Origin of the sequence: Nocardiopsis sp. FIRDI 009 (assembly GCF_003386285.1) — a bacterium.
In the GTDB taxonomy this organism is placed as follows: Bacteria; Actinomycetota; Actinomycetes; order Streptosporangiales; family Streptosporangiaceae; genus Nocardiopsis.
Genome location: NZ_QPNC01000024.1, coordinates 1 through 24059, shown reverse-complemented (window position 1 = coordinate 24059; position 24059 = coordinate 1). Strand labels below are relative to the sequence as shown.

The 24059-nt window shown below is 69.1% G+C and carries 21 protein-coding genes and 1 pseudogene; 15 read left to right on the top strand and 7 right to left on the bottom strand.

Annotated features, from left to right (window positions below):
* Positions 1-133: 133 nt before the first annotated feature.
* Together DVR05_RS20220 and DVR05_RS20215 are read left to right on the top strand one after the other, a co-directional pair.
* Positions 134-1405 (top strand): aspartate kinase, encoded by a 1272-nt coding sequence (locus DVR05_RS20220; RefSeq protein WP_116247479.1) that lies wholly within the window; start codon positions 134-136, stop codon positions 1403-1405.
* A complete protein-coding gene (locus DVR05_RS20215; protein ID WP_116247478.1) occupies positions 1402-2460 on the top strand; it encodes an aspartate-semialdehyde dehydrogenase in 1059 nt (352 codons plus the stop codon). The genes DVR05_RS20220 and DVR05_RS20215 overlap by 4 nt, the downstream gene beginning before the upstream one ends.
* A gap of 85 nt (positions 2461-2545) precedes the next feature.
* Here the strand turns inward: DVR05_RS20215 and DVR05_RS20210 are convergent, their stop codons facing one another.
* Positions 2546-3292, bottom strand: coding sequence for a GntR family transcriptional regulator (locus tag DVR05_RS20210; protein ID WP_116247626.1), 747 nt, complete (start codon positions 3290-3292; stop codon positions 2546-2548).
* A gap of 341 nt (positions 3293-3633) precedes the next feature.
* Here DVR05_RS20210 and DVR05_RS20205 point away from each other — a divergent pair, with 341 nt between their 5' ends.
* The 3 genes from DVR05_RS20205 (at position 3634) to DVR05_RS20200 (ending at position 4833) form a co-directional block, all read left to right on the top strand.
* Entirely contained in the window at positions 3634-3978 is a 345-nt protein-coding gene (locus DVR05_RS20205) for a PLD nuclease N-terminal domain-containing protein (RefSeq protein WP_116247477.1), read from the top strand.
* A 119-nt stretch (positions 3979-4097) separates the two neighbouring features.
* A complete protein-coding gene (locus DVR05_RS26705; RefSeq protein ID WP_157982485.1) occupies positions 4098-4256 on the top strand; it encodes a DUF5993 family protein in 159 nt (52 codons plus the stop codon).
* Between the two features lie 16 nt (positions 4257-4272).
* The gene (locus DVR05_RS20200; protein ID WP_116247476.1) at positions 4273-4833 is read left to right on the top strand and encodes a disulfide bond formation protein B; all 561 of its coding nucleotides are present in this window, start codon (positions 4273-4275) and stop codon (positions 4831-4833) included.
* A gap of 139 nt (positions 4834-4972) precedes the next feature.
* Here the strand turns inward: DVR05_RS20200 and DVR05_RS20195 are convergent, their stop codons facing one another.
* The 4 genes from DVR05_RS20195 to DVR05_RS20180 form a co-directional block, all read right to left on the bottom strand.
* Complete coding sequence (locus DVR05_RS20195) at positions 4973-6247, bottom strand: dihydrolipoamide acetyltransferase family protein (RefSeq protein ID WP_116247475.1); 1275 nt, start codon at positions 6245-6247, stop codon at positions 4973-4975.
* A gap of 11 nt (positions 6248-6258) precedes the next feature.
* Positions 6259-7272 (bottom strand): alpha-ketoacid dehydrogenase subunit beta, encoded by a 1014-nt coding sequence (locus tag DVR05_RS20190; RefSeq protein WP_116247474.1) that lies wholly within the window; start codon positions 7270-7272, stop codon positions 6259-6261.
* Between the two features lie 15 nt (positions 7273-7287).
* Positions 7288-8391, bottom strand: a complete 1104-nt coding sequence (gene pdhA / locus DVR05_RS20185; protein WP_116247473.1) for a pyruvate dehydrogenase (acetyl-transferring) E1 component subunit alpha — start codon at positions 8389-8391, stop codon at positions 7288-7290.
* Positions 8392-8874: 483 nt separating this feature from the next.
* Positions 8875-9558: a GntR family transcriptional regulator gene (locus DVR05_RS20180; protein WP_116247472.1), complete on the bottom strand. Its 684-nt coding sequence runs from the start codon at positions 9556-9558 to the stop codon at positions 8875-8877.
* A gap of 730 nt (positions 9559-10288) precedes the next feature.
* On the opposite strand from DVR05_RS20180, the gene DVR05_RS20175 reads away from it, so the two are divergent.
* A complete protein-coding gene (locus DVR05_RS20175; RefSeq protein ID WP_116247471.1) occupies positions 10289-11050 on the top strand; it encodes a phosphatase PAP2 family protein in 762 nt (253 codons plus the stop codon).
* 77 nt (positions 11051-11127) lie between these two features.
* Here DVR05_RS20175 and DVR05_RS20170 read toward each other — a convergent pair whose 3' ends face one another.
* A complete protein-coding gene (locus tag DVR05_RS20170; protein WP_116247470.1) occupies positions 11128-12315 on the bottom strand; it encodes an FAD-dependent monooxygenase in 1188 nt (395 codons plus the stop codon).
* A gap of 86 nt (positions 12316-12401) precedes the next feature.
* Here DVR05_RS20170 and DVR05_RS20165 point away from each other — a divergent pair, with 86 nt between their 5' ends.
* The 9 genes and pseudogenes from DVR05_RS20165 (at position 12402) to DVR05_RS20125 (ending at position 23586) form a co-directional block, all read left to right on the top strand.
* Positions 12402-12998 (top strand): TetR/AcrR family transcriptional regulator, encoded by a 597-nt coding sequence (locus DVR05_RS20165; protein ID WP_116247469.1) that lies wholly within the window; start codon positions 12402-12404, stop codon positions 12996-12998.
* Between the two features lie 127 nt (positions 12999-13125).
* Positions 13126-14538: a DUF6177 family protein gene (locus DVR05_RS20160; RefSeq protein ID WP_116247468.1), complete on the top strand. Its 1413-nt coding sequence runs from the start codon at positions 13126-13128 to the stop codon at positions 14536-14538.
* Positions 14539-14876: 338 nt separating this feature from the next.
* The gene (locus tag DVR05_RS20155; protein ID WP_116247467.1) at positions 14877-15203 is read left to right on the top strand and encodes a cell envelope biogenesis protein TolA; all 327 of its coding nucleotides are present in this window, start codon (positions 14877-14879) and stop codon (positions 15201-15203) included.
* On the top strand, positions 15200-15571 hold the full coding sequence (locus tag DVR05_RS20150) for a DUF6507 family protein (RefSeq protein ID WP_116247466.1): 372 nt from the start codon (positions 15200-15202) through the stop codon (positions 15569-15571). The genes DVR05_RS20155 and DVR05_RS20150 overlap by 4 nt, the downstream gene beginning before the upstream one ends.
* Complete coding sequence (locus tag DVR05_RS20145; RefSeq protein ID WP_116247465.1) at positions 15568-18102, top strand: hypothetical protein; 2535 nt, start codon at positions 15568-15570, stop codon at positions 18100-18102. The genes DVR05_RS20150 and DVR05_RS20145 overlap by 4 nt, the downstream gene beginning before the upstream one ends.
* The gene (locus DVR05_RS26700) at positions 18099-18599 is read left to right on the top strand and encodes a hypothetical protein (protein ID WP_157982484.1); all 501 of its coding nucleotides are present in this window, start codon (positions 18099-18101) and stop codon (positions 18597-18599) included. The genes DVR05_RS20145 and DVR05_RS26700 overlap by 4 nt, the downstream gene beginning before the upstream one ends.
* A 123-nt stretch (positions 18600-18722) precedes the next feature.
* Positions 18723-19485, top strand: a pseudogene (locus tag DVR05_RS20135) (transposase family protein).
* Between the two features lie 330 nt (positions 19486-19815).
* Positions 19816-21816 carry a heavy metal translocating P-type ATPase gene (locus tag DVR05_RS20130; protein WP_116247463.1) on the top strand — a complete coding sequence of 667 codons (2001 nt, stop codon included), beginning with the start codon at positions 19816-19818 and terminating at the stop codon, positions 21814-21816.
* 252 nt (positions 21817-22068) lie between these two features.
* The gene (locus DVR05_RS20125) at positions 22069-23586 is read left to right on the top strand and encodes a cellulose binding domain-containing protein (RefSeq protein WP_116247462.1); all 1518 of its coding nucleotides are present in this window, start codon (positions 22069-22071) and stop codon (positions 23584-23586) included.
* Positions 23587-23675: 89 nt separating this feature from the next.
* On the opposite strand, the gene DVR05_RS27120 is transcribed toward DVR05_RS20125, so the two are convergent.
* Complete coding sequence (locus DVR05_RS27120; protein ID WP_198659260.1) at positions 23676-23837, bottom strand: hypothetical protein; 162 nt, start codon at positions 23835-23837, stop codon at positions 23676-23678.
* Between the last annotated feature and the right edge of the window lie 222 nt (positions 23838-24059).

Sequence of the window (24059 nt, the reverse complement as noted above, 5' to 3'; positions counted from 1 at the left end):
CGGGGTAAGCCCGAGTGCTGGTGTGTCAAGTCGCCACGCGCTCCCGTCGCAGGTCGGACGGGGTGTGAGAGGCGTGGCTGGCTACACTCCAATTGTCTGTTGACTTGATCCCAACTCCTCAGGAGCATCGATCGTGGCCCTAATCGTGCAGAAGTACGGTGGGTCTTCCGTGGCTGACGCGGAAGCCATCAAGCGAGTAGCCCAGCGGATCGTCGCTCAGAAAAAGGCGGGATATGACGTCGTCGTCGTCGTGTCTGCCATGGGCGACACGACCGACGAACTGCTGGACCTGGCCGAACAGGTCTCCCCGATGCCGCCGGCACGCGAGCTCGACATGCTCGTGACCGCGGGTGAGCGCATGTCCATGGCTCTCGTGGCGATGGCCATCGAGAACCTGGGGTACGAGGCCCGGTCCTTCACCGGTTCGCAGGCCGGTGTCATCACCACGTCGTTGCACGGCAACGCGAAGATCATCGACGTGACCCCGGGTCGCATCCAGGAGGCCGTGGACGAGGGCGCGATCTGCATCGTCGCCGGATTCCAGGGCGTCTCCCAGGACACCAAGGACATCACCTCCCTGGGCCGGGGCGGTTCCGACACCACGGCGGTCGCGCTGGCCGCGGCCCTGGAGGCCGACGCCTGCGAGATCTACAGCGACGTGGACGGGGTCTTCACCGCCGACCCGCGCATCGTCCCCTCCGCCCGGCGCATCCCGCAGGTCTCCTACGAGGAGATGCTGGAGATGGCCGCCTGCGGGACCAAGATCCTGCACCTGCGGTGCGTGGAGTACGCGCGGCGCTACAACATCCCGCTGCACGTCCGCTCGTCGTTCAGCCAGAAGCCCGGAACCTGGGTCGTTTCGGAAGTCGAGGAAAGCGAAGGCATGGAACAGCCGATCATCTCCGGGGTCTCCCACGACCGGAGCGAAGCCAAGATCACCGTCGTCGGCGTCCCGGACAAGGTGGGTGAGGCCGCCACGATCTTCAAGGCGCTCGCGGACGCCGAGATCAACATCGACATGATCGTGCAGAACGTGTCGGCGGTCTCCACCTCCCGTACCGACATCTCCTTCACCGTCCCGAAGGAGTCGGGCAAGCTCGCCGTCTCCTCCCTGAAGAAGGTGCAGGAGAAGGTCGGCTTCGAGTCCCTGCGCTACGACGACAAGATCGGCAAGGTCTCGCTGATCGGTGCCGGCATGCGCTCCTACCCGGGCGTCACCGCCCGCTTCTTCGACGCGGTCGCGGGTTCGGGCACCAACGTCGAGATGATCTCCACCTCGGAGATCCGCATCTCGGTCATCGTCGAGGAGTCCCAGATCGACGCGGCCGTCCAGGCCGCCCACAGTGAGTTCCAGCTCGACGCCGACCAGGTCGAGGCTGTCGTCTACGGAGGTACCGGCCGATGAGCAACCGTCTTCCCACCCTCGCCGTCGTCGGCGCGACCGGCGCCGTCGGCACCGTCATGCTCGACATCCTCACCCAGCGTGAGAACGTCTGGGGCGAGATCCGCCTGGTCGCATCCCCGCGCAGCGCGGGCAAGGTGCTGCGGGTGCGCGGCGAGGACGTCGTCGTGCAGGCTCTGGCGCCCGAGGTCTTCGACGGCGTGGACGTCGCCATGTTCGACGTCCCCGACGAGGTCTCCAAGGAGTGGGCGCCGATCGCCGCCGCCCGTGGCGCGATCGCCGTCGACAACTCCGGCGCCTTCCGGATGGACCCCGACGTTCCGCTCGTGGTGCCCGAGGTCAACGCGGACCAGGTCCGCAACCGTCCGCGCGGCATCATCAGCAACCCCAACTGCACCACGCTGTCGATGATCGTCGCGATCGGCGCGCTGCACCGCGCCTTCGGCGTCACCGACCTCGTGGTCTCCTCCTACCAGGCGGCGTCCGGCGCGGGCCAGGAGGGCATCGACACCCTGCGCGACCAGATGGCCAAGGTCAGCGCGGACCGCGGCATCGCCGAGAAGGCCGGTGACGTCCGCGCCGCCGTCGGCGAGCTGGGTCCGTTCCCGGCCCCGCTGGCCTACAACGTCGTGCCGTGGGCGGGTTCGCTCAAGGAGGACGGCTGGGCCTCGGAGGAGCTGAAGGTCCGCAACGAGTCCCGCAAGATCCTCGGCCTGCCGGACCTGCGCGTCTCCGCGACCTGCGTGCGCGTCCCGGTGATCACCACCCACTCGCTGGCCGTGCACGCCACCTTCTCCCAGGAGGTCACCGCCGACGCCGCCCGTGAGCTGCTCGGTTCCGCCGAGGGCGTCGTGGTCCAGGACGACCCGGCCAAGGGCGAGTTCCCGACCCCGGCCGACGTCGTGGGCACCGACCCGACCTGGGTCGGCCGCATCCGCCAGTCGCTGGACGACCCGAAGTCGCTCGACCTCTTCCTGTGCGGGGACAACCTGCGCAAGGGCGCCGCGCTGAACACCGCGCAGATCGCCGAGGTCGTCGCCAAGGAGTTCACCGGCTGACGTCCGAGCCCGAGACGGCGGTGGCCCGCTCCCGTGTACGGGGGGCGGGCCACCGCCGTTCTTCGTCCGGAGCCGCTGCCGGGGGTCAGGTCCGTCCGCGCGGGTCGCCGGGGCGGCGCGGCCGGGCGAGGGACAACTTGTAGAGGAGTCGACACTGCTCCGCCGCGCCGATGAGGTCGGAGGTCTCCACGGGACGGCCGCCGCTGTAGTGCGTGCGCTCGATGGTCATGACGGGCAGCCCCGGCGCGCAGCCGAGGAGGCTGGCCTCGGAGTCGCGCAGCGAGCGCACGGCCACCTCCTCGACCACCCGGTCGACGGGGTGGCCCGCGGCGCTGAGCCGGTCGAGCAGGCCCAGGTCGGGATCGGCGTCGAAGGGTGTGCGCAGCGTCCCCGCCGTGAGGGCGGCGGGCTCCCAGGACAGGTGCAGGGCGATCGGCATGTGCGTCGACAGGCCGCGCGAGGTGGTGCGGTACACCGGGTCGCCGTCGCGCAGGCGGAGTCGGCCGCTCAGCGGGGCCTCGCACCGCTCCTGCTCCGTGCCGAGCGTCTCCCGGCTGAGGTGCCCCAGCCCGGACCCCGAGTCGGCGTCGGTGCGGCACAGCCGGAACACCTCGGGGACGTCGCGGACGAAGTACCCGGAACCGGGCCTGGCCTCGACCAGCCCCTCGGTGACCAGGAGCCGGAGTGCGGCGCGGGAGATCTGTTCGCTGACGCGGTAGGTGCGCGCCAGCCGGGTCCGGGAGGGCAACCTGGTGCCGGGGGACATCTCGCCGCGCAGGATCGGGTCGCGGAGCCGTTCGGCCAGCCAGAGGTACCGGGGCTGCCTGACCACGGTCACTCGATTCCGGTGGCGCGGCCCCCCGTCATCCGGTCCGCTCTGTGTCCCCGCGGAGGCGCCGCGGGTCGGACGGTGGGGTGGAGACCCGCGTCCGGCCGGAGGGAGGGAGTGGACCTGCCAGTTCGCCGAAGCTCGCCCATGACCCCAGTAAAGCAGTCGAAAGCGCAGGTGGGGGGCGCTACCCGAAAGTAGTCGGTTCCGGACGTCCGCGGACCGTCGATTCGGAAGCGCGCGGCGCGGTCGGGGAAACGCCCGAATGCCACGGAATGTCAGGGAGGGAACACCACGTGTGATTACTCTTCGTGTTGGTGGTACCACTGCATGTTGGGAGAGTCATGTTCACGTACCTCGCGGACACCACGGACACCGCCTATACCTGGGCGACGGGGATCATCGGGGTGATCGTCCTCATCATCGGACTGGTCCTGGTGGTACTGCTCATCGCGGCGGTCATCTCCACCCTGATCCACCGGGACACGACCGCCGGGGGCAAGCTCCTGTGGATCATCTTCGAGCTCTGGTTCCCCCTGCTCGGCTCGGTGGCCTGGTTCGTCGTGGGACGCAAGGGGCACCTGAACCGCTTCCTCGGCATCTCCAAGGACCGCGCCCGGCACTCCGCGCCCAGCGTCGGGCAGCACAGCAACATCGCGGTGAACCAGGAGGGGCTCGGGCACGCCTGACCCCCATCCCTGTCCACAGCCTGTGGACACAGGGTTCTCCCCGTCGTGCTCCGGATCACCTTCCCCGGCCTGGCGGACCGACGGAACGGACGCGGCGGAACACGCCGTCAGGAGGTCTCATGGACACGCTGATCTTTCTGGTCATCACGGGCGGGCTGGTCGCTGTCGCCCTGGACAGGGGACGGCTGGTCTCCCTCGGGATCCTCGGCGTGGGTCTGTTCGCGGCGTTGCTCATGTTCAACCACCACGTCACCGATCCGCTCGGCTACTTCTACTGACCGGGGAACCGCCGTCATGACCACCAACCGGTTCGGATACCTCGCCGCCCACCTGTTCGTCCTGGCGTACTGCGTCGTTCTGCTGATGAGCCTGGGTATCCAGCTCCTCCAACACGAACTCCCGTGTCCGCTGTGTCTCGTCCAGCGGATGGCCATGCTCCTCGCCGCCGGAGGGGCCGCCTACGTCATCGTGCGTTCCCGTGAGGGGGAGATCTCCCCGGTCGACTACATGGCCGGGTACGGGTTCGCCGTGCTCGCGGCCGTCGGCGGCATGGCGATGAGCGCGCGCCAGGTCATGCTGCACCTGACGGACCCGGTGGGCTACGGCCCTCCGGTCCTGGGGCTCCACTTCTACACGTGGGCCCTGATCACGTTCCTCGTCGTCATCGTCTTCTGCGCGCTCAGCTTCGTGTTCGCGCCCCGGCTGATGCCGAAGGGGGTGAGCTACGGCGCCGCCTCCAAGGCGGTGGTCTGGCTCCTCGTCGCCATCGCCGCCGTCATCGTGGTCATGACCTTCCTCCAGGAGGGCTTCCACTGGGTGGTCCCGGACGACCCGACGGAGTACGCACTCCTCTGACCGCCGCGTCCGCCGCCCGTTCCGGGAGGTCAGCCCGGAACGGGCGCCGATGCGCCCGTCGTCCACACCCTGTGGACACCGACGCACGAACGCCCCGGCCGGGTGCAGGATCCGGTCGGGGCGTCGTGGGACTGGAGTGCTACAGGATGATCCGCATGGGCTCTTCCAGGATCTCCGCGAGGTCCTTCAGGAAGGCGGCGCCCACGGCGCCGTCCACCGCGCGGTGGTCCACCGACAGCTCCAGGGAGATGCGGTTGCGCACGGCGACCTCGCCGTCCACGACCACGGCCTCCTGCCTCATCGCGCCCACCGCGAGGATCGCCGCCTCCGGCGGGTTGATCACGGCGGAGAAGCTGTCCACGCCGAACATGCCCAGGTTGGACACGCTGAACGTGCCGCCGCTCATCTCCTGCGGCTTGAGCTTGTTGTCGCGTGCCTTGCCCGCCAGCTCACGCGTGCGGGTGGAGATCTCCGACAGCGTGGCCTTGTCCGTGTCGTGCAGGACCGGAACGACCAGGCCCGCGTCCACGGCGACGGCCACGCCGACGTTGATCCGGTGGTGCTGGAGCAGCTTGTCGTCCACCCACGAGGTGTTGACCGCCGGGTGCAGCTTGAGCGCGGTCGCGCAGGCTTTGACGATGAGGTCGTTGAAGCTGACCTTCACGCCCGTGCTCGACAGCTGTTCGTTGATCTGGGCCCGGAAGTCCTTGAGGGCCTCGGCGTCGATCGTGCGGCGCAGGTAGAAGTGCGGCACCTGCTGCTTGCTCTCGGTCAGGCGGCGCGCGATCACCTTGCGCATGTTGCTGACCTTGAGTTCCTCGGAGTCCCGCCCGTCCTCGAAGGCCGGGGCCTGCGGGGCGGCGGCCGGGGCGGCCTTCTTCTCCGGGGCGGCGGCCGGGGTCTCGGGGCCCCCGGCCTTGGCGGCGGCCTCGATGTCGGCGCGCACGATCCGGCCCTTGGGCCCGGAGCCCTGGATCTTCGTGATGTCCAGGCCGTACTCCTTGGCCAGCCTGCGGGCCAGCGGGGAGGTGCGCGGACGCTCGCCGTCACCGGCCGGGGCGGCCGGGGCGCTCGGCTCGGCCGCCGGGGCCTCCTCCTTCTCCTCGGCGGCCTCTTCCTTCTTCTCGGCCTTCTCCTCCTCGGCGGGGGCCGGGGCGGACTCCTCCGGGACGGCGTCGGGGCTGTCGGCGATCACGCCGATGACCTCGCCGATCGGCACCGTGTCGCCCTCGGCCGCGGTCTGCTTCACCAGGAAGCCGTCCTCGTAGGCCTCGTACTCCATGACGGCCTTGTCGGTCTCGATCTCGACCAGGACGTCACCGGCGGCGACCTTGTCGCCCACGTTCTTGACCCAGGTGCTGATCACGCCCTCTTCCATGGTGTCGGAGAGGCGCGGCATCTCGATGTTGCTCATGGAAAACTCCTCTACCCGACCCGCTTGCCGACGGCGCTCAGGGTCTCCTTGATGGCGGTGCTGATCGACTCCACGGAGGGCAGGGCCGCCGTCTCCAGCGGTTTGGCGTAGGGCATGGGCACCTCGGCCATGGCCACGCGCCGGACCGGGGCGTCCAGGTAGTCGAAGGCGCCCTCCTGGATGGACGCGGCGATCTCCGCGCCGATCCCGTAGGTCAGCCAGTCGTCCTCGCAGATCACCGCGGAGCCGGTCTTCTTCACCGAGTCCACGAACGTCTGGCGGTCGAGCGGACGCAGACTGCGCAGGTCGACCACCTCGACGCTGATGTCCTCCTCGGCCAGCTTCTCCGCGACCTGGTTGGCCACCATCGCCATCCGGGAGTAGCCGATGAGGGTGATGTCGCTGCCCTCACGGGTGACCGCGGCGCGGCCGATCTCGGCGACGTCGTCGTTGTCGGCCTCGGCGTAGTCCTCGGCCACCTCGCCCTTGGAGTTGTACAGGCCGAGGTTCTCCAGGAAGAGGACCGGGTCGTCGTCGCGGATCGCCGCGCGGAGCATGGCGGAGGCCTCCGCCGGGGTGCTCGGGGCGAGCACCTTCAGACCCGGGATGAAGGAGTAGAACAGCTCGATGTTCTGCGAGTGCGTCGCACCGAGCTGCTGGCCGCCGCCACCGGGGGTGCGGATGACCATGGGCACACTGGTCTGGCCGCCGAACATGCCGTAGATCTTGGCGGCGTGGTTGATGATCTGGTCGATGGCGATCAGCGAGAAGTTGATCGTCATGAGCTCGACGACCGGGCGCAGGCCCAGCATGGCGGCGCCGATGGCGGCGCCGACGAAGCCCTCCTCGGCGATCGGGGTGTCCTTGACCCGACGGGGGCCGAACTCCTTGAGCAGCCCCTCGGTGATCTTGTAGGAGCCCTCGAAGACACCGATCTCTTCGCCCATGACGAGGACGTTCTCGTCGCGGAGCATCTCGGCGCGAAGGGTGTCCCGCAGAGCCTGGCGGTAGGTGATGACAGACATGTGCTGGTTCCTTCTCTACTCCGCGAACACCGGGTCGGCGGGCATGCGCCGCGACTCGTTCGGAACCGGGGTGGCGTACGTGTAGTCGAAGAGCGTCGAGACGTCGGGCTTGGGGCTCTGCTCGGCGAAGTCGGCGGCCGCGGTGACCTCGGTCTTGACCGCGGCGGCGATCTCGTCGCGGATCTCGTCGTTCAGGATGCCCGCCTTGGTGAGCTTGGCGTCGAACAGGGCGATCGGGTCGTTCTCCTTCGACCGCGCCGTCTCGCGCTGCTCATCCGTGCGGTACTTGGCCGGGTCGACGACCGAGTGGCCCTTCTGCCGGTAGCTCCACGCCTCCAGGAGGAACGGGGTCTGCTCCTCGCGGGCGCGTTCCACGAGGCGGGTGGCGGCGTCGCGCACGGCGAGGACGTCGCGGCCGTCCACGCGCTCACCCTCGATGCGGAAGGCGGAGCCGCGCTTGTACAGCTCGGGCTCGGCCGAGGACATCTCGACGGTGGTGCCCATCCCGGTGAAGTTGTTGATCACCACGAAGACGATCGGCAGGTCCCACAGCTTGGCGATGTTGAGGGACTCGTGCCAGGCGCCGATGTTGGTGGTGCCGTCGCCCATCTGGCACATGACGACCTCGTCGCCGCCCCTGTAGGCGACGGCCAGTGCCGCGCCCGTGGCCAGCGGCAGCTGACCGCCGACGATGCCGTAGCCGCCGAGCATCCGGGACTCGGTGTCGTACATGTGCATGGAGCCGCCCCAGCCCCTGGACACGCCGTCGCTGCGTCCGTAGAGCTCGGCCATGACCCGCTTGGGGTCCATCCCCTTCTCGATCGCGTACCCGTGGTCACGGTAGTTCGTGAAGAGGTAGTCGGTCTCCTTCAGGGCGGTCATCAGGCCGACGACCGTGGCCTCCTCACCCAGGTTCAGGTGACAGTAGCCGCCGATCCTGGCCTGGGTGTACGCCTGGGCGGTCCGCTCCTCGAAGCGTCGGACGAAGAGCATCCGGCGGTAGTAGTCGAGGAGGGTGTCGGGGCTCTCGTTGCTGAGGCTCGGGGAGGTGTCCTTGCGGGACCGCCGCCGGGACCCGGAGGACCTGGCGCCGCCCTTCGGCTTGGCCGTGTCAGCCATGGTGTGCCTTTCTACGTCCGAGAAGGCCTGTCGCCCGGGCCTGTGGGCCGGAGCGCGAGGCCCGCCGTGGCCCGCTGTCGGGCGTGGCCGTGGCGTGCGCCGCCGCCGGGCTCATTCGGCGGCGGCGCTCTTGTGGCTGTCGCGGGGCGCGTCCGGGGGACCGTGGCTCGTCATCTCCGGACGCGAAGCGATGGTGGGGTCTCGTGTGCAGTTGTCGCCCGGACCCTTGACCGCATTGCTTCCCGGTCTGGGGTGCCCTATGCATCCCCCGACGGTCGGCTCGGCGGCCCGTGGTCACCCGGGTTCGTCCACCGGCCGGATGAACGACACCGTGCGCCCGTGGGACACGTGCGTGTGACGTGCGTCGCGCACACTCTACGGACTGATCGATGATCGATCAATACGACTTTACGGTAGATCTCCGAACTTTGGTGCGAAGGGCCAGGTCACCCGGGGCCGGGGCGGAGGCGGTCCCGGGGCGGGTCACCGGGCCACGGCGCCACCGTGGGTCTTGAGGGCCGCCTCCACGTAGTTGAGGACGTGGTCGCTCACCATCTCGCCCACCGACGGGTCCCCCTCGCGGAAGGCGCGTGTGATCTGGTCGTGGTCGGCCGCCTTGGCGTGCAGTTCCATGTCCAGCCAGCGCACGGACAGGGCGGTCCACACCTCCACGCCGAGCGACTCCCACGTGTGCAGGAGCACGCTGTTGTCGGCGGCCCGCACGATCTCGCGGTGGAACTCCACACTGTGCCGGATCTGCTCGGAGACGTCGCCCTGGGCGGTGGCCCGTTTGAGCGCCTCCACCTCCCGCTCCAGCGGGGACGGGTCGGAGGCCAGGCGGGGGGCCGCGAGGCGCGCGGCGACCAGCTCCAGACCGGCGCGGACGGGGTAGATCTCCGCCATGTCCTGGACCCCGAACGCGCGCACGCGGGCGCCCTTGTTCGGCACCGTCTCGATGAGGCGCAGGGTCTCCAGCTCACGCAGGGCCTCGCGGACCGGGGCCTGGCTCACCTTGAGCTCCGTGGCGACGCGGCGTTCCACGATCCGCTCCCCGGGCTTCCAGCGTCCGGACAGCAGCCCCTCGACCAGTACCTGCCGGATCTGCTCCCGGAGCGGCTCACGGGCCAGCTTCGAGGGATCATCCGGCAATCGCGGGAGGTCGACCATCCAGGGCCCTTCCGTTCCTCGGCCCACGCGCCCCGTGCGCGCGGACCCGTCCGCTCAGCGTCGTACAAGCTCCTTGAAGGGTGCCACACCGGTGCGGGTCGAGTGGACCACGGGCATCGAACGCCTAACGGAAACGTCACGAACGCGTCTCTCGACAGTGAACCACGCCCGGCCGTTGGTGGGTCGTGGGGCAAAGTCCGTGGTGAAAGGGGGTGCGGTTGGTCGACCGGGGAGCTCTTGGGCGGAAGTGTCCAGGTAGGCTCGTCTGTCGGCAACATGCACACACGTCCCGGCGGAGAGTGCTCCGCGCCTGGGTAAAGGACCCGATGACAGCGCCTTGACCTGCGCTGATGACCATATCCGACAGGTATGGCGCGCTCACGGGCGCCACAGCCGTCCAGTTTGTTCCTTGGACGCCGAACCTGCCCGAGACCGGACGCGACGTCGTGAACCGGTTCCAAGGTTCGGCCGTCGAACGGGGTGACGGGGCACGGCCCCGTTCTGAGTGACGATCCCCGAGTCGGCCCTGAGGACGTCAGGATCAGTACCAGCAACCGCGGCTAGCCCGTCCCCCGCGCTCCGGGAGCGCCAAGGCGAGCCCCCGAGAGACAGCACTGAGCACATGACGCACTCTTCGCGGACCCGGCACGCACGGTCCAGCCACGTGACGAAAGCACACGACGGGCAGCGGCGGTCCCCCGCACCGGGGCCGTACAGCGGTCCCATTCCGGTGGTGCGCACCTCGGGCACCACCCCGGGGGTGCCGGTCGTGCGCGCGGTCACGTGGCCGAGTGTGAGCGAGATCGCGTGGGGCCTGGCCTCGGACCGGATCGCGATCATGCTCGCGGTGGCGCTCATCGTGATGACGATGCTGGCCGCGGGGCCGATGCATCCGGTCGACGTCTTCCTCAACGAGCTGCCGCGCCCCTACTGGGACGTGCTGCGCGAACCGCTCATCTACTGGCCCGACACGGTCGCCTCGCGTGCGGTCGCGCTTCCGGTGCTCGCCGTGACCGCGATCCAGCTCGCGTACCGGCACCGCAGCTGGCGGCCGATCGTGCTGAGCGCGGTCGGGGTCGTGGGCATGATGTCCCTGGTGTCGGTGATGAAGCTGGGCTTCAACCGGGGTCACGCCAAGAACTTCGACCCGGACTTCTTCCAGGGGATGGGCAACGTGGCCTTCCCCTCCGGGCACGGGGCCAACGCCATCCTCATCTACGGTCTGGTGCTGTTCCTCATCATCCGGTTCGCGGCGGCCAGGCCGCACATCATTCGGAGGCTGGCCTACTGCATCGTCGGTATCGCCCTGTTGCAGTCGACCGTCTCCGTCTACCTGCACTTCCACTGGTTCACGGACCTGCTGGCGGGGATGGTCGCGGGCGGTTTCGCGCTCCGGGTGACCATCCGCCTGGACCGGATGTTCCCGCACGGCCGCACGGTCGAGTGGTGGCCCTGGTACGGGAGGAAGGCGCCGATCGACACCGGGGCGTGAGCGTCCCGCCTCCCCCATCGTGGACGGCGCCCGTCGGAGGAGATCCGACGGGCGCCGTTTCGCGTGTACGGGGCGCGTCAGCTCCGGTCCGGCGAGGACCGGGCGGAACGGTTCCCGTCCGCCGGGGGACGCCAGCCGAAGGTCTCCTCCAGGGGGCCGAAGAACAGGCGGGGCAGGAGCCGGGTGGTGAGGGCGATCCCGTTGTCGCGCAGCGCCCGGGCCATCGGGTTGCCGATCATCGACATCCGGCCGACGCCCGCGGAGCGGCGGACGACACCCGAGGCGCGTGGGAGCCGGGCGGAGGTGTAGGCGGCCAGGCCGGCGGGGACGGCGGAGCCCCCGCCGACGGCGTGGGCCAGGACGACGGCGTCCTCGATCGCCTGGCAGGCGCCCTGCCCCAGGTTCGGGGTCATCGCGTGCGCGGCGTCGCCGAGCAGCGCGACCCGGCCGCCGTGGTAGGCGGGCGGCGGGGTGGGCAGGTGCCAGACGTCGTTGCGCAGCACCGCCCTCGGATCCGCCCGGCGGAGGACGGCCGGGATCGGATCGTGCCAGTGGCCGAATCGCCGGAGGAGTTCGGCGCGCTCGTCGGGAACGTGCGCGTCCGGGAGCGCCCGGCTCATCGCGTACAGGTACACGCGGCCGTCGGCGAGCGGCATGACTCCGACCGATCCGCCCGGCCCCCACGACTCGGCGGACACCGAGACACCGGTGCCGTCGGTGATCAGGCGCCAGGTGGTGGCCCCGGAGTAGACGGCGCCGGGGTGGTCGGGGAACAGCTCCGTGCGGGTGGCCGACCGGATGCCGTCTGCGGCCACGACCAGGTCGGCCGTCCACTCGCGGCCGTCGTCGGAGGTGACGCGGGCCGGACGGTCGGGCCCGCCCGCGTCGGTGAGCGCCGCGTGGGTGTGCGTGTGGACCACAGGGGCGCCGCTCCCGCCGGACAGCAGGCCCAGCAGCTCCGCACGGGGCACCACCGCGATGGTGTCGCCGAAGCGTTCGCGTACCTCGTCGACGTTGGTCGGCGCGAGCCACCGGCCGCGCCAGCTGCGGATGCCGCCCGAACCGACCGCCGCCCGCCCCCGCACGGCGTCGCCGAGGCCGACGGTGTCCAGCGCGCGCAGGGCGTTGGGCGCGACCGCCAGCCCCGCGCCGACCGGCGCGAGGTCGTTCCTCTCCAGGACCTCGACGTCCCATCCGCGCGCCAGCAGCGCGCGTGCGGCGGTCAGGCCGCCGATGCCGCCCCCGATGACCACGGCTTTCCCCATGACTTCCCCCTCGCCGGGCTTGTCCTCTACATCTGTAGAGCCATTACTCTACAAGTGTAGAGACGATGGGGGAAGGAGGTCGGCACGTGCCGAACCCGAGTGAGCGGGTGGAGTTGATCGCCGCCACCGCACTGGAGCTGATCGCCGACCGGGGGCTGCGCGGCCTCACGCACCGGGCCGTGGACGAGGCGGCGGGGCTGCCCCCGGGCTCGACCTCGTACCACGCGCGCACCCGGCTGCGGTTGATCGAGACCGCGCTGACCTGGCTGGTCGAGCAGGAGGAGAGGGATACGGTGCCGCTCCTCCGGCTCGCGGAGGTGAGCCGGGAGGAGACGGCGCGGCTGGCGGCGGTCTTCCTGAGGGCGTCCGTCACCCGGGACCGGAAGCGGTCGCTGGCCCGCTACGAGCTGGCGTTGGAGGCGGGGCGGAACCCGGAGCTGCGGGAGATCTACGACCGGTTGGGCGAGCGGTTCCGTGACATGCTCGACGGGCTGATGGCCGCGCTGGGCTCTCCGACGCCGAGGAGGCACACCCGCGCGTTCCTCAACTGGGTCGAGGGGGCGCTGTTCGACTCCCTCGCCGGGGTCGGGGCCGCCGATCCGCTGAGGGAGGAGGAGCTGCGGACGACGGCGCTGGCCCTGCTCAACGGGTTGCTGGACGCCGACCCGGCCGACGCCGGGTAACCGGGGATATGGGGGCGAACGGGGCGTTGATGACGCTTTGGCTATGCTCCTTCGCGAACAGTGACCCGCTGCGCGCCCCCGCCGACGGGTCCGAACCTCGCGCACCTCACCCCCGTAAGGAGTGCCGTTGAGCTACGACGTGGTGGCGCTGGTCGTCGGGAAGCCGGACGAGCGGACGATCCGCCAGGCCCTCCAGGACGTCGATCCGGACCTGTGGCTCCACCGGCACGAGGACACCCATGTCCTACAGATCCGGGACGGGGACGAGCGGCTTCTGGCCACGCTCGAACCCGGTCGCCTGGTGGAGGAGCCGGGCGAGGTCGTGCGCCTGCTCGGTCCGGACGTCGTCGCCGGTCTGCCGGAGCGGTTCTGGTGGGTGGAGACACGCGCCCGTCCCGACGAGGCGGGGAGGGAGGTGGCGCACCGGTTCGCGGACGGGCTCGCGTCGCGGCTCGGGGGAGCGGTGTGGACGTCGGGGACGGCCGACTTCGGGCTGTGGGAGGAGCCGGAGCACCCGGCGGTCGAGCGCACCGCGACCAGGGCTCTCGTCGTCGCCCAGGATCGCCCCGTGGTGCCGTTCTCGTCCTGGATCAGCGATGTCGTGGCCACCCGTGGGGACAAGCTGCTCCAGGTGCTGACCCCGTCGACGGCGCGGCTGACCTACGGGGTACGGACCTACCTGACCGGGCCGATGGGCCGGTGGGTGGTGCGTGACGAGGAGGGCGGCCACTACGACGGGATCACCGGTTTGCCGGTGCATTGGGACGACGGGCTCGGATTCCGTCCGGAGAAGGAACCGGTCGGACTGAACTGGGGTGCGAGGGAACCCGACGCCGAGCCAGTACAGGGCTTCGTGGAGGACATGTCCGAGTCCACAGGGGTGCAGCTCGTGGTGGACGTGTCCGCGATTCACCGTCCGGAGGACCCTCGGCGGCCGGGGCGGATCGTGGAGATCCTGGCCGAGCATCTGGCCGGACCCGGGCCCACCGCGTGGGGTCCCCACGAGCCCGCGGTCCGGACGTGGGACCGGGAACAGCTGACCGAGTTCGTCCGTCGGCGCGAACCCAGGGCCGTGGTTCTGTTCTTCGCCGGGCCGCTGGATGTCGGCCACCCGTTCTCCGGTCAGCTCAGGGTCGCGTGGCGGGAGCAGGGAGTCCTGGAACGGGCCTCCGTGGTGATCGGTTTCTCCGGTGAGGACGCCGTCCCCTTCGATGCGCTCCCCTCGGTGGTGGAGGCGCTCGCGCGGGAGGATCTCCTGGACGGACTGCGGGTGCGCCGCCTCGCGGGGCGGCGCGACACCACCTTCGAGCCCAGGTGGACGGGCACGGCCGTTCAGGTCGGGTTCGCCATCGGCCCCGGGCGCCTCGCGGAGATCGGCCGCGGCTATGCCCAGGCGGGGCCGATCAGGGGCACCGTCCTGGGCGAGGGGGAGCGGCAGGCGGTCTGGTACCCGGTGTTGGGCGACGCCGAGGCGCCGCTCCAGGATCTGGCGTTGGTCGAACGTCAGACCGCCCACCTGGCTGCGGCCGGTCGAAGGTGAACTGAGCAGCCGGATACTCACCCCACGCGGTTCCGGGGGTCGTGTCTTCTGCCAGCCACCGCGCACCGTCACGGCCTTCGCCCGAATGACATGAAGGGATTTCGCGCTCTGTCCGCTTCGTGTCCACATGCGGTCAGGGAAGTGGTGTGCGTCACCGAAGGGCTCCCGGCCAATGGTTTCTCGGTATACCCGCTGCTCAGCGTGCATTTTTCCGGCTCGTGAGGCCCTCCGTCGGGAGCGGAACCGACGAGAGGCCGTCATCGTCTATGTGCATACTGCTGCGGAATTCTCCATAAAGCGGATGCAATGTCCGTAAAGCGGTGAAGGAGAGCGACGGGATGAAGTTCGAGCTGGTGGAGCCGCCCGAGGAAGGGGTCGTCCCCTCCGAACAGACAGGTGAGCGTCACTCACTCTCGGCGGAGAACGGACCGGGGGCATTCCGCCCCACCGGCGCCGAGGACCGGATCGACGTCCTCCGCCGACCCGTACGCGAGCGCATGGCCAGGCCGCTGGAGGGGGTCCGTGCCTCGCTGGATCTGCTCAGGGCCCGTGCCACCGAGCAGAGCATGGCGGAGGCCCGCGGCACGGTCTCCCCACCGGCCGACGTCGTCCCCGAGTTCGCTCCCCACCGGTTCACCACCTCCATTGAGGGAGGAGCCCGATGAGCCGGTGGAACATCAACGTCTACGAGGTGGCGCTCCTCCTGAACGATGTGAGCGACCAACTGGGTCTGGACGGTGGCGGTTTCACCTCGACCATCGATTCCACGTCGGACGGGATCGAGATGGCGCTGACCAACGCCAAGAGTCCTCCGGTGGAGGAGGCCCTGTCCAGCTTCCTCGGTCACTTCACCAGCGAGACGGACGCGATGCTCACCCGCGGCCTGTCCTGTGTCGTGGGAGCCAACGAAGCCACCCTCGCCTATCAGGACGGTCAGGAGGAGATGGCGCTCACGGCACAGCAACGGGCCGGGACCGGCGCCAACCTCGATCTGGGTGAGGACGGACCCGCCCGCATGGGAGGCCCGGTGTGACCACGTCCGGAGGCTTCGAGCCCACCACCCCCCAGGACGGGGTAGACCCCAACCCCTTCACCCTCATCGATCCGGAAGCCATCCCCTATCCCCTGACCGACACCTGGTCACTCAACTTCGCCGCCGAGAAGCTGCGCACCGGCGGAGAGAACCTCGCGGGTGAGGCCGAGGACATGCGCTCCACGTGGCGGGGGCTGCAGGCCCACTACGAGGCGCCGGAGAGCGAGGAGCTCTTCGCCAAGATGAACCCGATGGTGACCCGGGGCGAGGACCTCCAGGCTGACCTGGACACCGTCGCGGGTGCGCTGGAGGACCTGGCCGAGGCCGCCAAGACCGCCCGGCGGTCCCTGAACAACCTCAGGATGCAGGCGCAGAGCTTCGTCAACCGGCACAGTGACAGGAAGTGGTGGTGGCTGACCAACGACGAGGAGACGGATTCCCTGGCGATCCAGGAGAACATCCGGCTCAAGTCCGAGGTCAACACCGCCTGGGAGACGTTCAACGAGGCGGAGATCACGTGCGCCAACACGATCGCCGCGCTGTGCGGAGGAACCCTCTACGCTGCGCCCGGCACGACGCACGGGCCGGAGATCGTCGAGTACGGGCTGCCTCCGGACGCCGGTGACATCACCGTTCCCAGCCCCGAGGCCCTGCTCGACGACGCCACGGCCTGGGCGGGAACCGAGTTCCACCCCTCCCTCATGACCTTTGAGGACAGTACCGGTCAGGCCGCCTGGGACGTCTTCATGGTCGACGGCCTGTGGGGTACCGGAGTGGGGCTGGCGACGACCGTGGGTGTGTGGAGCCCTGACCGGGGGTGGACGCTCACTCCGTGGGGCCAGGTGCGTAACGCCGGGGTCAATCTCGGGGACGCGGGGATGAATGCGGCCGCCCTGGTGGGGATCCATGACGAGGAGGGGTGGCTGTTCGACTGGAGCAGGCGGGACGAACCCTGCTGGGGCGCCTCCTGGGATCGGTGGACTGACAACATCCAGAACACCGGTGCGGAGTTCCGGGAGGGTTTCACCGCATGGTCTCGGCGTGAGGAGGACCCGGAGTACCACCAGGCCACGACAGTCTTCAACACGGTGATGCTCACCGGTGGGCTTCCGCTCAAGCTCATCAAGACCGTGTCGGGTCTGGGGGCCGTGGCCAGCATCGAGGTCGATGTCCCCACAGGTCGGGACGGCTTCTTCTCCGGCCACGACAGGAACGGTCCGTCCACGTCTGGTGGACACTCCTGGGGCGAACCGGTCAGGGAGCAGTCGGACTTCGAGGCTGGGGGAAGCTCGACCAGTGAGCGGTTCGACGGTGAGATGGAGGGGGCACGGGATTCTCTGCTGGACCCGGAGAAGTTCCGGCCCGCCCCCGATCCCCGACCGGACGCGCCGTCCCCGAACCCGAACGGCTCGACGTCGACGGGTGGGGATGGAACGTCGATCACACCGAACCCGACCACCCCGCGATCGGATGAGGGGTCCCCGCCCCAGAACGGCGGTACACCCCCGAACCGGTCTGACGACGAGGACACCTGGCCCCGCTCTGATGGGGAGGGTCGGCCTGAGCGGGAGGAGCGGACAGAGGAACTCAGGGACGGTCAGGAGACTGGTGACGGTCCTCATGAGAAGACTGGACGTCCAGAATCCACCATCGACGGTGGCAGCGACGGCGGTGGCGACCAGCCTCCCAGGGATCGCACCGGGAGTGGCGGCGATGATGACGGCCACGATGATGATGACCGCGCCCCTTCCCCGGATGAGGGCGAGGCCCTCTCGTCCGGGGAACCGCCCTCGCCAGAGCCGCAATCTATAACCGAAACAGACGGCACGGTTACTGGGGATAAACCAGGATCACCGGACGGGCCTGATCCGAATACGGTTGAGCCTGCCATGGTCAAGGACAAGTGGGGTGATCTTGTTGAGTTTGGTAGTACAGATGCTTCCGGAAGATGGTTTGACGAAGACGGTGTGGCATACATCGAAATCCCTGATAGCGTTGAACACGCTAAGGCTTATGAGCGAATCAGGGAGGCCACCGGTGATGTTGAAGCCATTTCCGAACTCACAGGTGTCGATCGGGGTGTAGTGAATCGCATTAAAGAGCACATCTTTTTGAGGGACCATGATGTTGCCGTCGGGGCAAATGAGGTCAGTCGGGGTAGATTCACTCCGATGGGTCACATTGCGAACTGGTGGGAGCAGGCAACACAGGGGAAGGTTCCAGATTCTGAGAAAGAATTCTTCAGAAGGTGGATCGAGCACGAAGCTATTGAGAGCAAGCTCATGGAGTGGGGCATGCCGTACAATTCCTCGCACCCATCAAATTGGGAGTGGGACGATGTCTATGAAGAGGTCGTCTACAGGCCCAACTCAGAGTACTATGGAGCCCACGATGTTTCTCGGTCCGAAGGGAAGGCGGATCCCTTCGGGCATTACCGAGGGCGGTGGAATGAGCCCGACATTGCTCTTAATGAGGACCTGACAAACGCGGAAGAGGTTGCTTTGGCCATCTTTGAGGGGTATAGAAAATGAGTGAGTTCGAGAACTTTTGCAACTGGGCGAAGGAGATTATGTGGGATTCCTCGGCCGATTCGAGGAAATCCCAGGTGCGCCTTTTTCAAGAATATCTGAGGAGGGCTGCACTTTGGGCTTCAGAGTACAGGGAGTCCGGTTGGCCATTTTATGATATCGCCGAGTCTGTTGATCCAAGTTTTCGTGCGCCCGAGGCGAAGGTTCGAGATGTGGTCAACTCGCTGCCGGAAGGGGGTACATACTACACGTTCAAGACGATAGAGTGGTCTCTGCATTTTGCTGCTTTGCTGGACCGGGGCGATGAAATGCCCGAGTTCGCGAATCCCTTCGAGCCATTGTTGCTGATCTACAGGAGAGGGAGCGTGGTCAATCTCAGCCCCTCTGGGTCGATTGAGGTCGGGGAGTACTCTATCCCGCGAAAGACTCCGGAGAAGTGCAGGATACTGAAGCCGCTGTCGGACCTGAGTGAAGAATCCCTGTCGTCCTTTGATGAATAAGCCCTTTTCATCCTGAAACTGCTGGTCACAGCCGTGTACCGACCGCGCGGAACCCCCCTGACAGCAAGAAGCCCCTGGTAGGTGGGTTAACGACCAAGAAAACCTGCCACACCAAGGGCTCTGATGCTGTTCTGTCCTGCCGCGCTGCCGTTGTCACGCCGGACCCCGAACCTGGCCGCCCGCACCATCCGCATCCACCGCGAGGACACCCCTTTCCGGTGGCGGCGTCTGGACCCGGCACAGCAAGTCCTGCTCGTGCTGGTCCACCTGTACACGGGGGAGCCGTTCACTCAGGTCGCGGCAGGGTTCGGGGTGGGTACCACGACCGCCTGGCGCATGCGTGCGCGAGACCACGGTCCTGCTCGCCCAGCAGGCGCCCACCCTGGAACAGGGACTACGCCGCTCACGACGTCACGGCTGGGCCTACGTCATCGTCGACGGCACCCTCATCGCCTGCGACCGCGCGGGAGCTGACCGCCCGTTCTACTCGGGCAAACACAAGCAGCACGGCATGAACGTCCAGGTGGTGGCCGCACCGGACGGTGAACCCCGGTGGCCCTCGTGGTCGTTGCTGGGGTCGGTGCACGATGTCAGAGCCGCACGGGTGTGGAGGATCGCCGAGCGCATCGCCGCCGGGCTGCTGGGACCGGGCGACAAGGGATACGTGGGCTTGTCGCAGGTCGTGTTCTGCCCGTTCAAGGGCCGAGGAAATCCGCAGTGGAAGAAGGACGCCAACTCCGACCACGTCAAGCTCCGCAACACCGGCGAGAGGGCGATCGCCCAGATCAAGAACTGGGGTGTCCTGCGCCGGTTGCGGTGCTGCCCGTACCGGTCCGAGGAGATCACCCGAGCCGTGCTCGTGCTTCAACTCCGCGAGACAGGATGAAAAGCGCTCAGTGGGAGCCCGATTCTCGATTTGACAACGACGATCGCCCGCTTGTTCATCGACCGCTGCAGGAATGACTTCTGCGGTTGAGTAGTGCTGTTCCTTTTCCGTTCTGACGATGTTGGTTGCGGTCACATGATGGTGCCGTGGTGGCTCCGATGGCGGCGCAAAGCCCTGGTAGACGGGTTTCGACCAGGAGAACCTGCACCACAAAGGCCCTGGGTATCGATCGGCCCCTTGACCGGAGTAGCCGAGGCTCCTGACGGCGGCCCCGGCGTGGGAGCCCCGCCCGGCGGCGCCCTCTCCGTAGGTTGGCCCGGGGAGGTCGACATGTCAGCGGGTGAACACGCGTCGGGACACGGAGGACACGGGGACCACGCGGCGGTCTTCCGGGTCCGCTTCTGGTGGAGTCTGCTGCTCAGTCTCCCCGTGGTGCTCACCAGCCACATGATCTCCGGTTGGTTCGGCTACGACGTGCCCGACCGGTTCGGCTGGGTCGCCCCGGTGCTCGGCACCGTCGTCTACCTCTACGGCGGGTGGCCGTTCCTCTCCGGGGTCGTCGGCGAACTCCGCGACCGCAGGCCCGGCATGATGACGCTGGTCGCCACGGCCATCACCGTCGCCTTCGTGTCCAGCCTGCTCGCCACCCTGGGCGTCGTCGGGCGCGGGCTCGACTTCTGGTGGGAGCTCGTCCTGCTCATCGTGGTCATGCTGCTCGGCCACTGGTTGGAGATGCGGGCGCTCGGGCAGGCGTCCGGGGCGCTGGAGGCCCTGGCCGCGCTCCTGCCCGACCGGGCCGAGCGGATCGACGCCGACGGCCGCACCGAGGAGGTGGCCACCACCGACCTGCGCGAGGGGGACACCGTCCTGGTGCGCTCCGGCGGCCGGGTGCCCGCCGACGGGACGGTGACCGAGGGCACCGCCGCCGTGGACGAGTCCATGATCACCGGCGAGTCCCGCACCGTCACGCGCGCCGAGGGCGACCGGGTGGTCGCCGGGACCGTCGCGACCGACACCTCCGTGCGCGTCCGGGTCGACGCCGTCGGCGAGGACACCACCCTGGCCGGGATCCGGCGACTGGTCGGTGAGGCGCAGTCGTCGCGTTCACGGGCGCAGACGCTCGCCGATCGGGCCGCCGCCCTGCTGTTCTGGTTCGCGCTCGGGGTGGCCGTGCTCACGGCGGCCGTGTGGGTCGTCCTCGGCCTGGTGAACGAGGCGGTCGAGCGCACCGTCACCGTCCTGGTCATCGCCTGCCCGCACGCCCTGGGGTTGGCGATCCCGCTGGTCATCGCGATCTCGACCGCCATGTCCGCGCGCGACGGCATCCTGGTCAAGGACCGCCTGGCCCTGGAGCGCACCCGCCTGGTGGACACCGTCCTGTTCGACAAGACCGGCACGCTCACCAGCGGGACGCACGCCGTGCGGGACGCCGCGGCCGTGGCGGGGGAGTCCGCCGACCGGGTGCTGGCCCTGGCGGCGGCGGCCGAGTCCGACTCCGAGCACCCGCTCGCGCGGGCGATCGTCCGCGCCGCCCAGGAGGAGGCAGGCGTCCCCTCCGCCACGGACTTCCGCTCCCTCACCGGGCGCGGTGTCCGGGCCGAGGTCGAGGGGAGCACCGTCCACGTCGGCGGCCCGTCCCTCCTGGACGAGCTGGACCTGACCGTCCCCGACGAGCTGGCGGAACGGACCCGGCCGTGGCGGAAGCGGGGGGACTCCGTGCTGCACGTGGTCGCCGACGGCCGGGTCGTCGGCGCGGTCGCGCTGGCCGACGAGGTGCGGCCGGAGTCGGAGGAGGCGGTACGGGAGCTGCGGGCGGCCGGGGTGCGGGTGGCGATGGTGACGGGCGACGCCCGCAACGTCGCCGACGCGGTCGCGGAGCGGCTCGGGCTCGACGAGGTGTTCGCCCAGGTCCTGCCGGACGAGAAGGACGCCGTGGTGCGCGACCTCCAGAGCCGGGGGCACCTGGTGGCGATGGTCGGCGACGGGGTGAACGACGCACCCGCGCTGGCCAGGGCGGACGTGGGGATCGCGATCGGGGCCGGTACCGACGTGGCGATCGAGTCCGCCGGGGTGGTCCTGGCATCGGACGATCCCCGCGGGGTGCTGTCGGTCCGGCGGTTGTCGGAGGCCGGGTACCGGAAGATGCGGGAGAACCTGGTGTGGGCGGCCGGGTACAACGTCGTGGCCGTGCCGCTGGCCGCCGGGGTGCTCGCGCCGATCGGGTTCGTGCTGGCGCCCGCCGTCGGCGCCGTGCTGATGAGCCTGTCCACGATCATCGTGGCGCTCAACGCCCAACTCCTGCGGCGGGTGGAGCTGCGCCCGGCGGACTGACCTGGTGGCATGTGATCGAAAGTCTTCCGGTGGCGCGGGGACCACGGTCCTTCGCCGCGGAGGGGTGGTTGACACCGTTCCCCACGGCCCGTAGCGTCCTTCGCGCCCTACGTGATTCACGTTTTCGGCGTCACTCGATCCACGGGTGCGATAGGCCCGAAACCCCACTCCGGCCCCACACCGGAACGACGGCCTCCCCGTGACGCTTCGGGTGACCACTCTTCGAGCCCCTCCAAGGAGAGCACGACCCCCATGAGTAGCGATTCAACGCAGCAGAACCCCCGAAGGCGCGCCAGGTCCCGAGGCGGGAGGCGCCGCGCCCTCGTCCTCGCGGCGGGTGCCACGGCCGTTGTGGGAGCGCTCCCCATCGGCCTCATGTTCCTTCCCGACAACGACGACCAGATCGAACCCGTCTCCGCCGCGTCGTCGTCCACCGACTGCGAGGCCGACTACCGGGTCACCGACGAGTGGAACGGCGGCTACATCGGCGAGGTCACCGTGTCCAACACGTCCGGCGCCACGGCCGAGGGCTGGACGGTGACGTGGACCTTCCCCGACGGGCAGGAGATCGGCAACGCCTGGAACGGCGAGCACCTCCAGGACGGTTCGTCGGTCAGGGTGGGCGACGCCGGATGGAACGGGACCCTCGCGGACGGGGCGACGGCCGCGTTCGGCTTCCAGGCGTCCTTCCCGGACGGGAACGCCGAACCCACCGACGTCTCCTGCAACCTCGGCGCGGGGTCCGGCGCCCCGGCGGAGGAGCCCGCCGACGAGCGGCCCGAGGAACCGTCGGACGAGGGTCCGACGGCGGACGACCCCGCCGAGGATCCGGTCGACCAACCCGTCGAGGAGGCGACCGAGGAACCGGCCCAGGAGCCGAACGAGACGCCGAGCACCGAACCCACCGCGGCCCCGGCCGCCGCCGACCAGCCGATCGGGTGGGCGGGCGAGAACGGCGGCACCACCGGAGGTGAGGGCGGACCCACCGTCACCGTCTCCTCCGGCGGAGAGCTCCGCGACGCCCTCGACCACGACGGTCCCCGGATCATCCAGGTCAGCGGTTCCGTCGAACTGTCCGGGATGACCAAGGTCCCCTCCGACACGACCGTCATCGGTCTGGACGGGGCCGAGATCATCGGCGGCGGACTGAACGTCAGCGGTGTCGACAACGTCATCATCCGCAACATCGCCTTCGCGAACTGGGACGACGACGCCGTCAACGTCCAGTCGGGGTCGACCAACGTCTGGATCGACCACAACAGCTTCACCAACGGAGGCGACGGGGCCGTCGACGTCAAGCGCGAGTCGGACTTCGTCACGGTGTCGTGGAACCACTTCTTCGACCACCACAAGACGATGCTGCTCGGCCACTCCGACGGCCACACCGAGGACATCGGCCACCTGCGGGTGAGCTACCACCACAACTTCTTCGACGGCTCCCGCAGCCGCCACCCGCGCGTGCGGTTCGGCGAGACCGTGCACGTGTTCAACAACTACTACGTCGGCAACGACTACGGCGTGGCCTCCACTCAGGACGCGGGCGTGCTGGTCGAGGGCAACTACTTCGACGACGTCGAGCACCCCACACACGTGGGCTACGGGTCCTCCGACGACGGTCGCCTGGTGGCGCGGGACAACGTGTACGCGGGTGGTTCCGGGGAGCCGGAGACCAGCGGTGACGTCGATCCCGTCCCCTACGAGTACTCGCTCGACCCGGCCGAGGACGTCCCGGCCATCGTGGCGTCGGGGGCCGGTCCCGGCAACATCTGACGCGTCGTGGTCTCCCCGAGCGGGGAACGTGAGCCGGTGGCCACCGTCCTGACCGGATACGGGACGGTGGCCACCGCTTCGTGGGCGGCTCAGTCGCCCCACTCGACGTTGTCGAAGGGGTCCGGAACCGGCTCGCCCCGGGAACGGAGTTCCTCCTCCCAGGCGATGCGCATCGCCACCCAGCGGCCCTGGGTCTCGACGGCTCGTTCCTCCTCGGCCGTCAGCGGCCGGTTCTCCCACTCCTCGTTCATGGCTGCCTGCTCCCCTCCGTCCGGGAGCCGGGCACCCGGCCCTGGCGCGCCCGCCGGTGCGCCGTCGTGTCCGCGACCCGTACCAGGGTCCGCCACCTCACCGGCTGTCAGCGGTCGCGGCGCGTCCCGCACCGCGTCCCCACCCATCACCGGCCAGCTCCGTTCCTGGGTGGTGGGACCGGCCCGGGTCGGGTGTGGTGGGCGATGACGGTGAACAGTTCG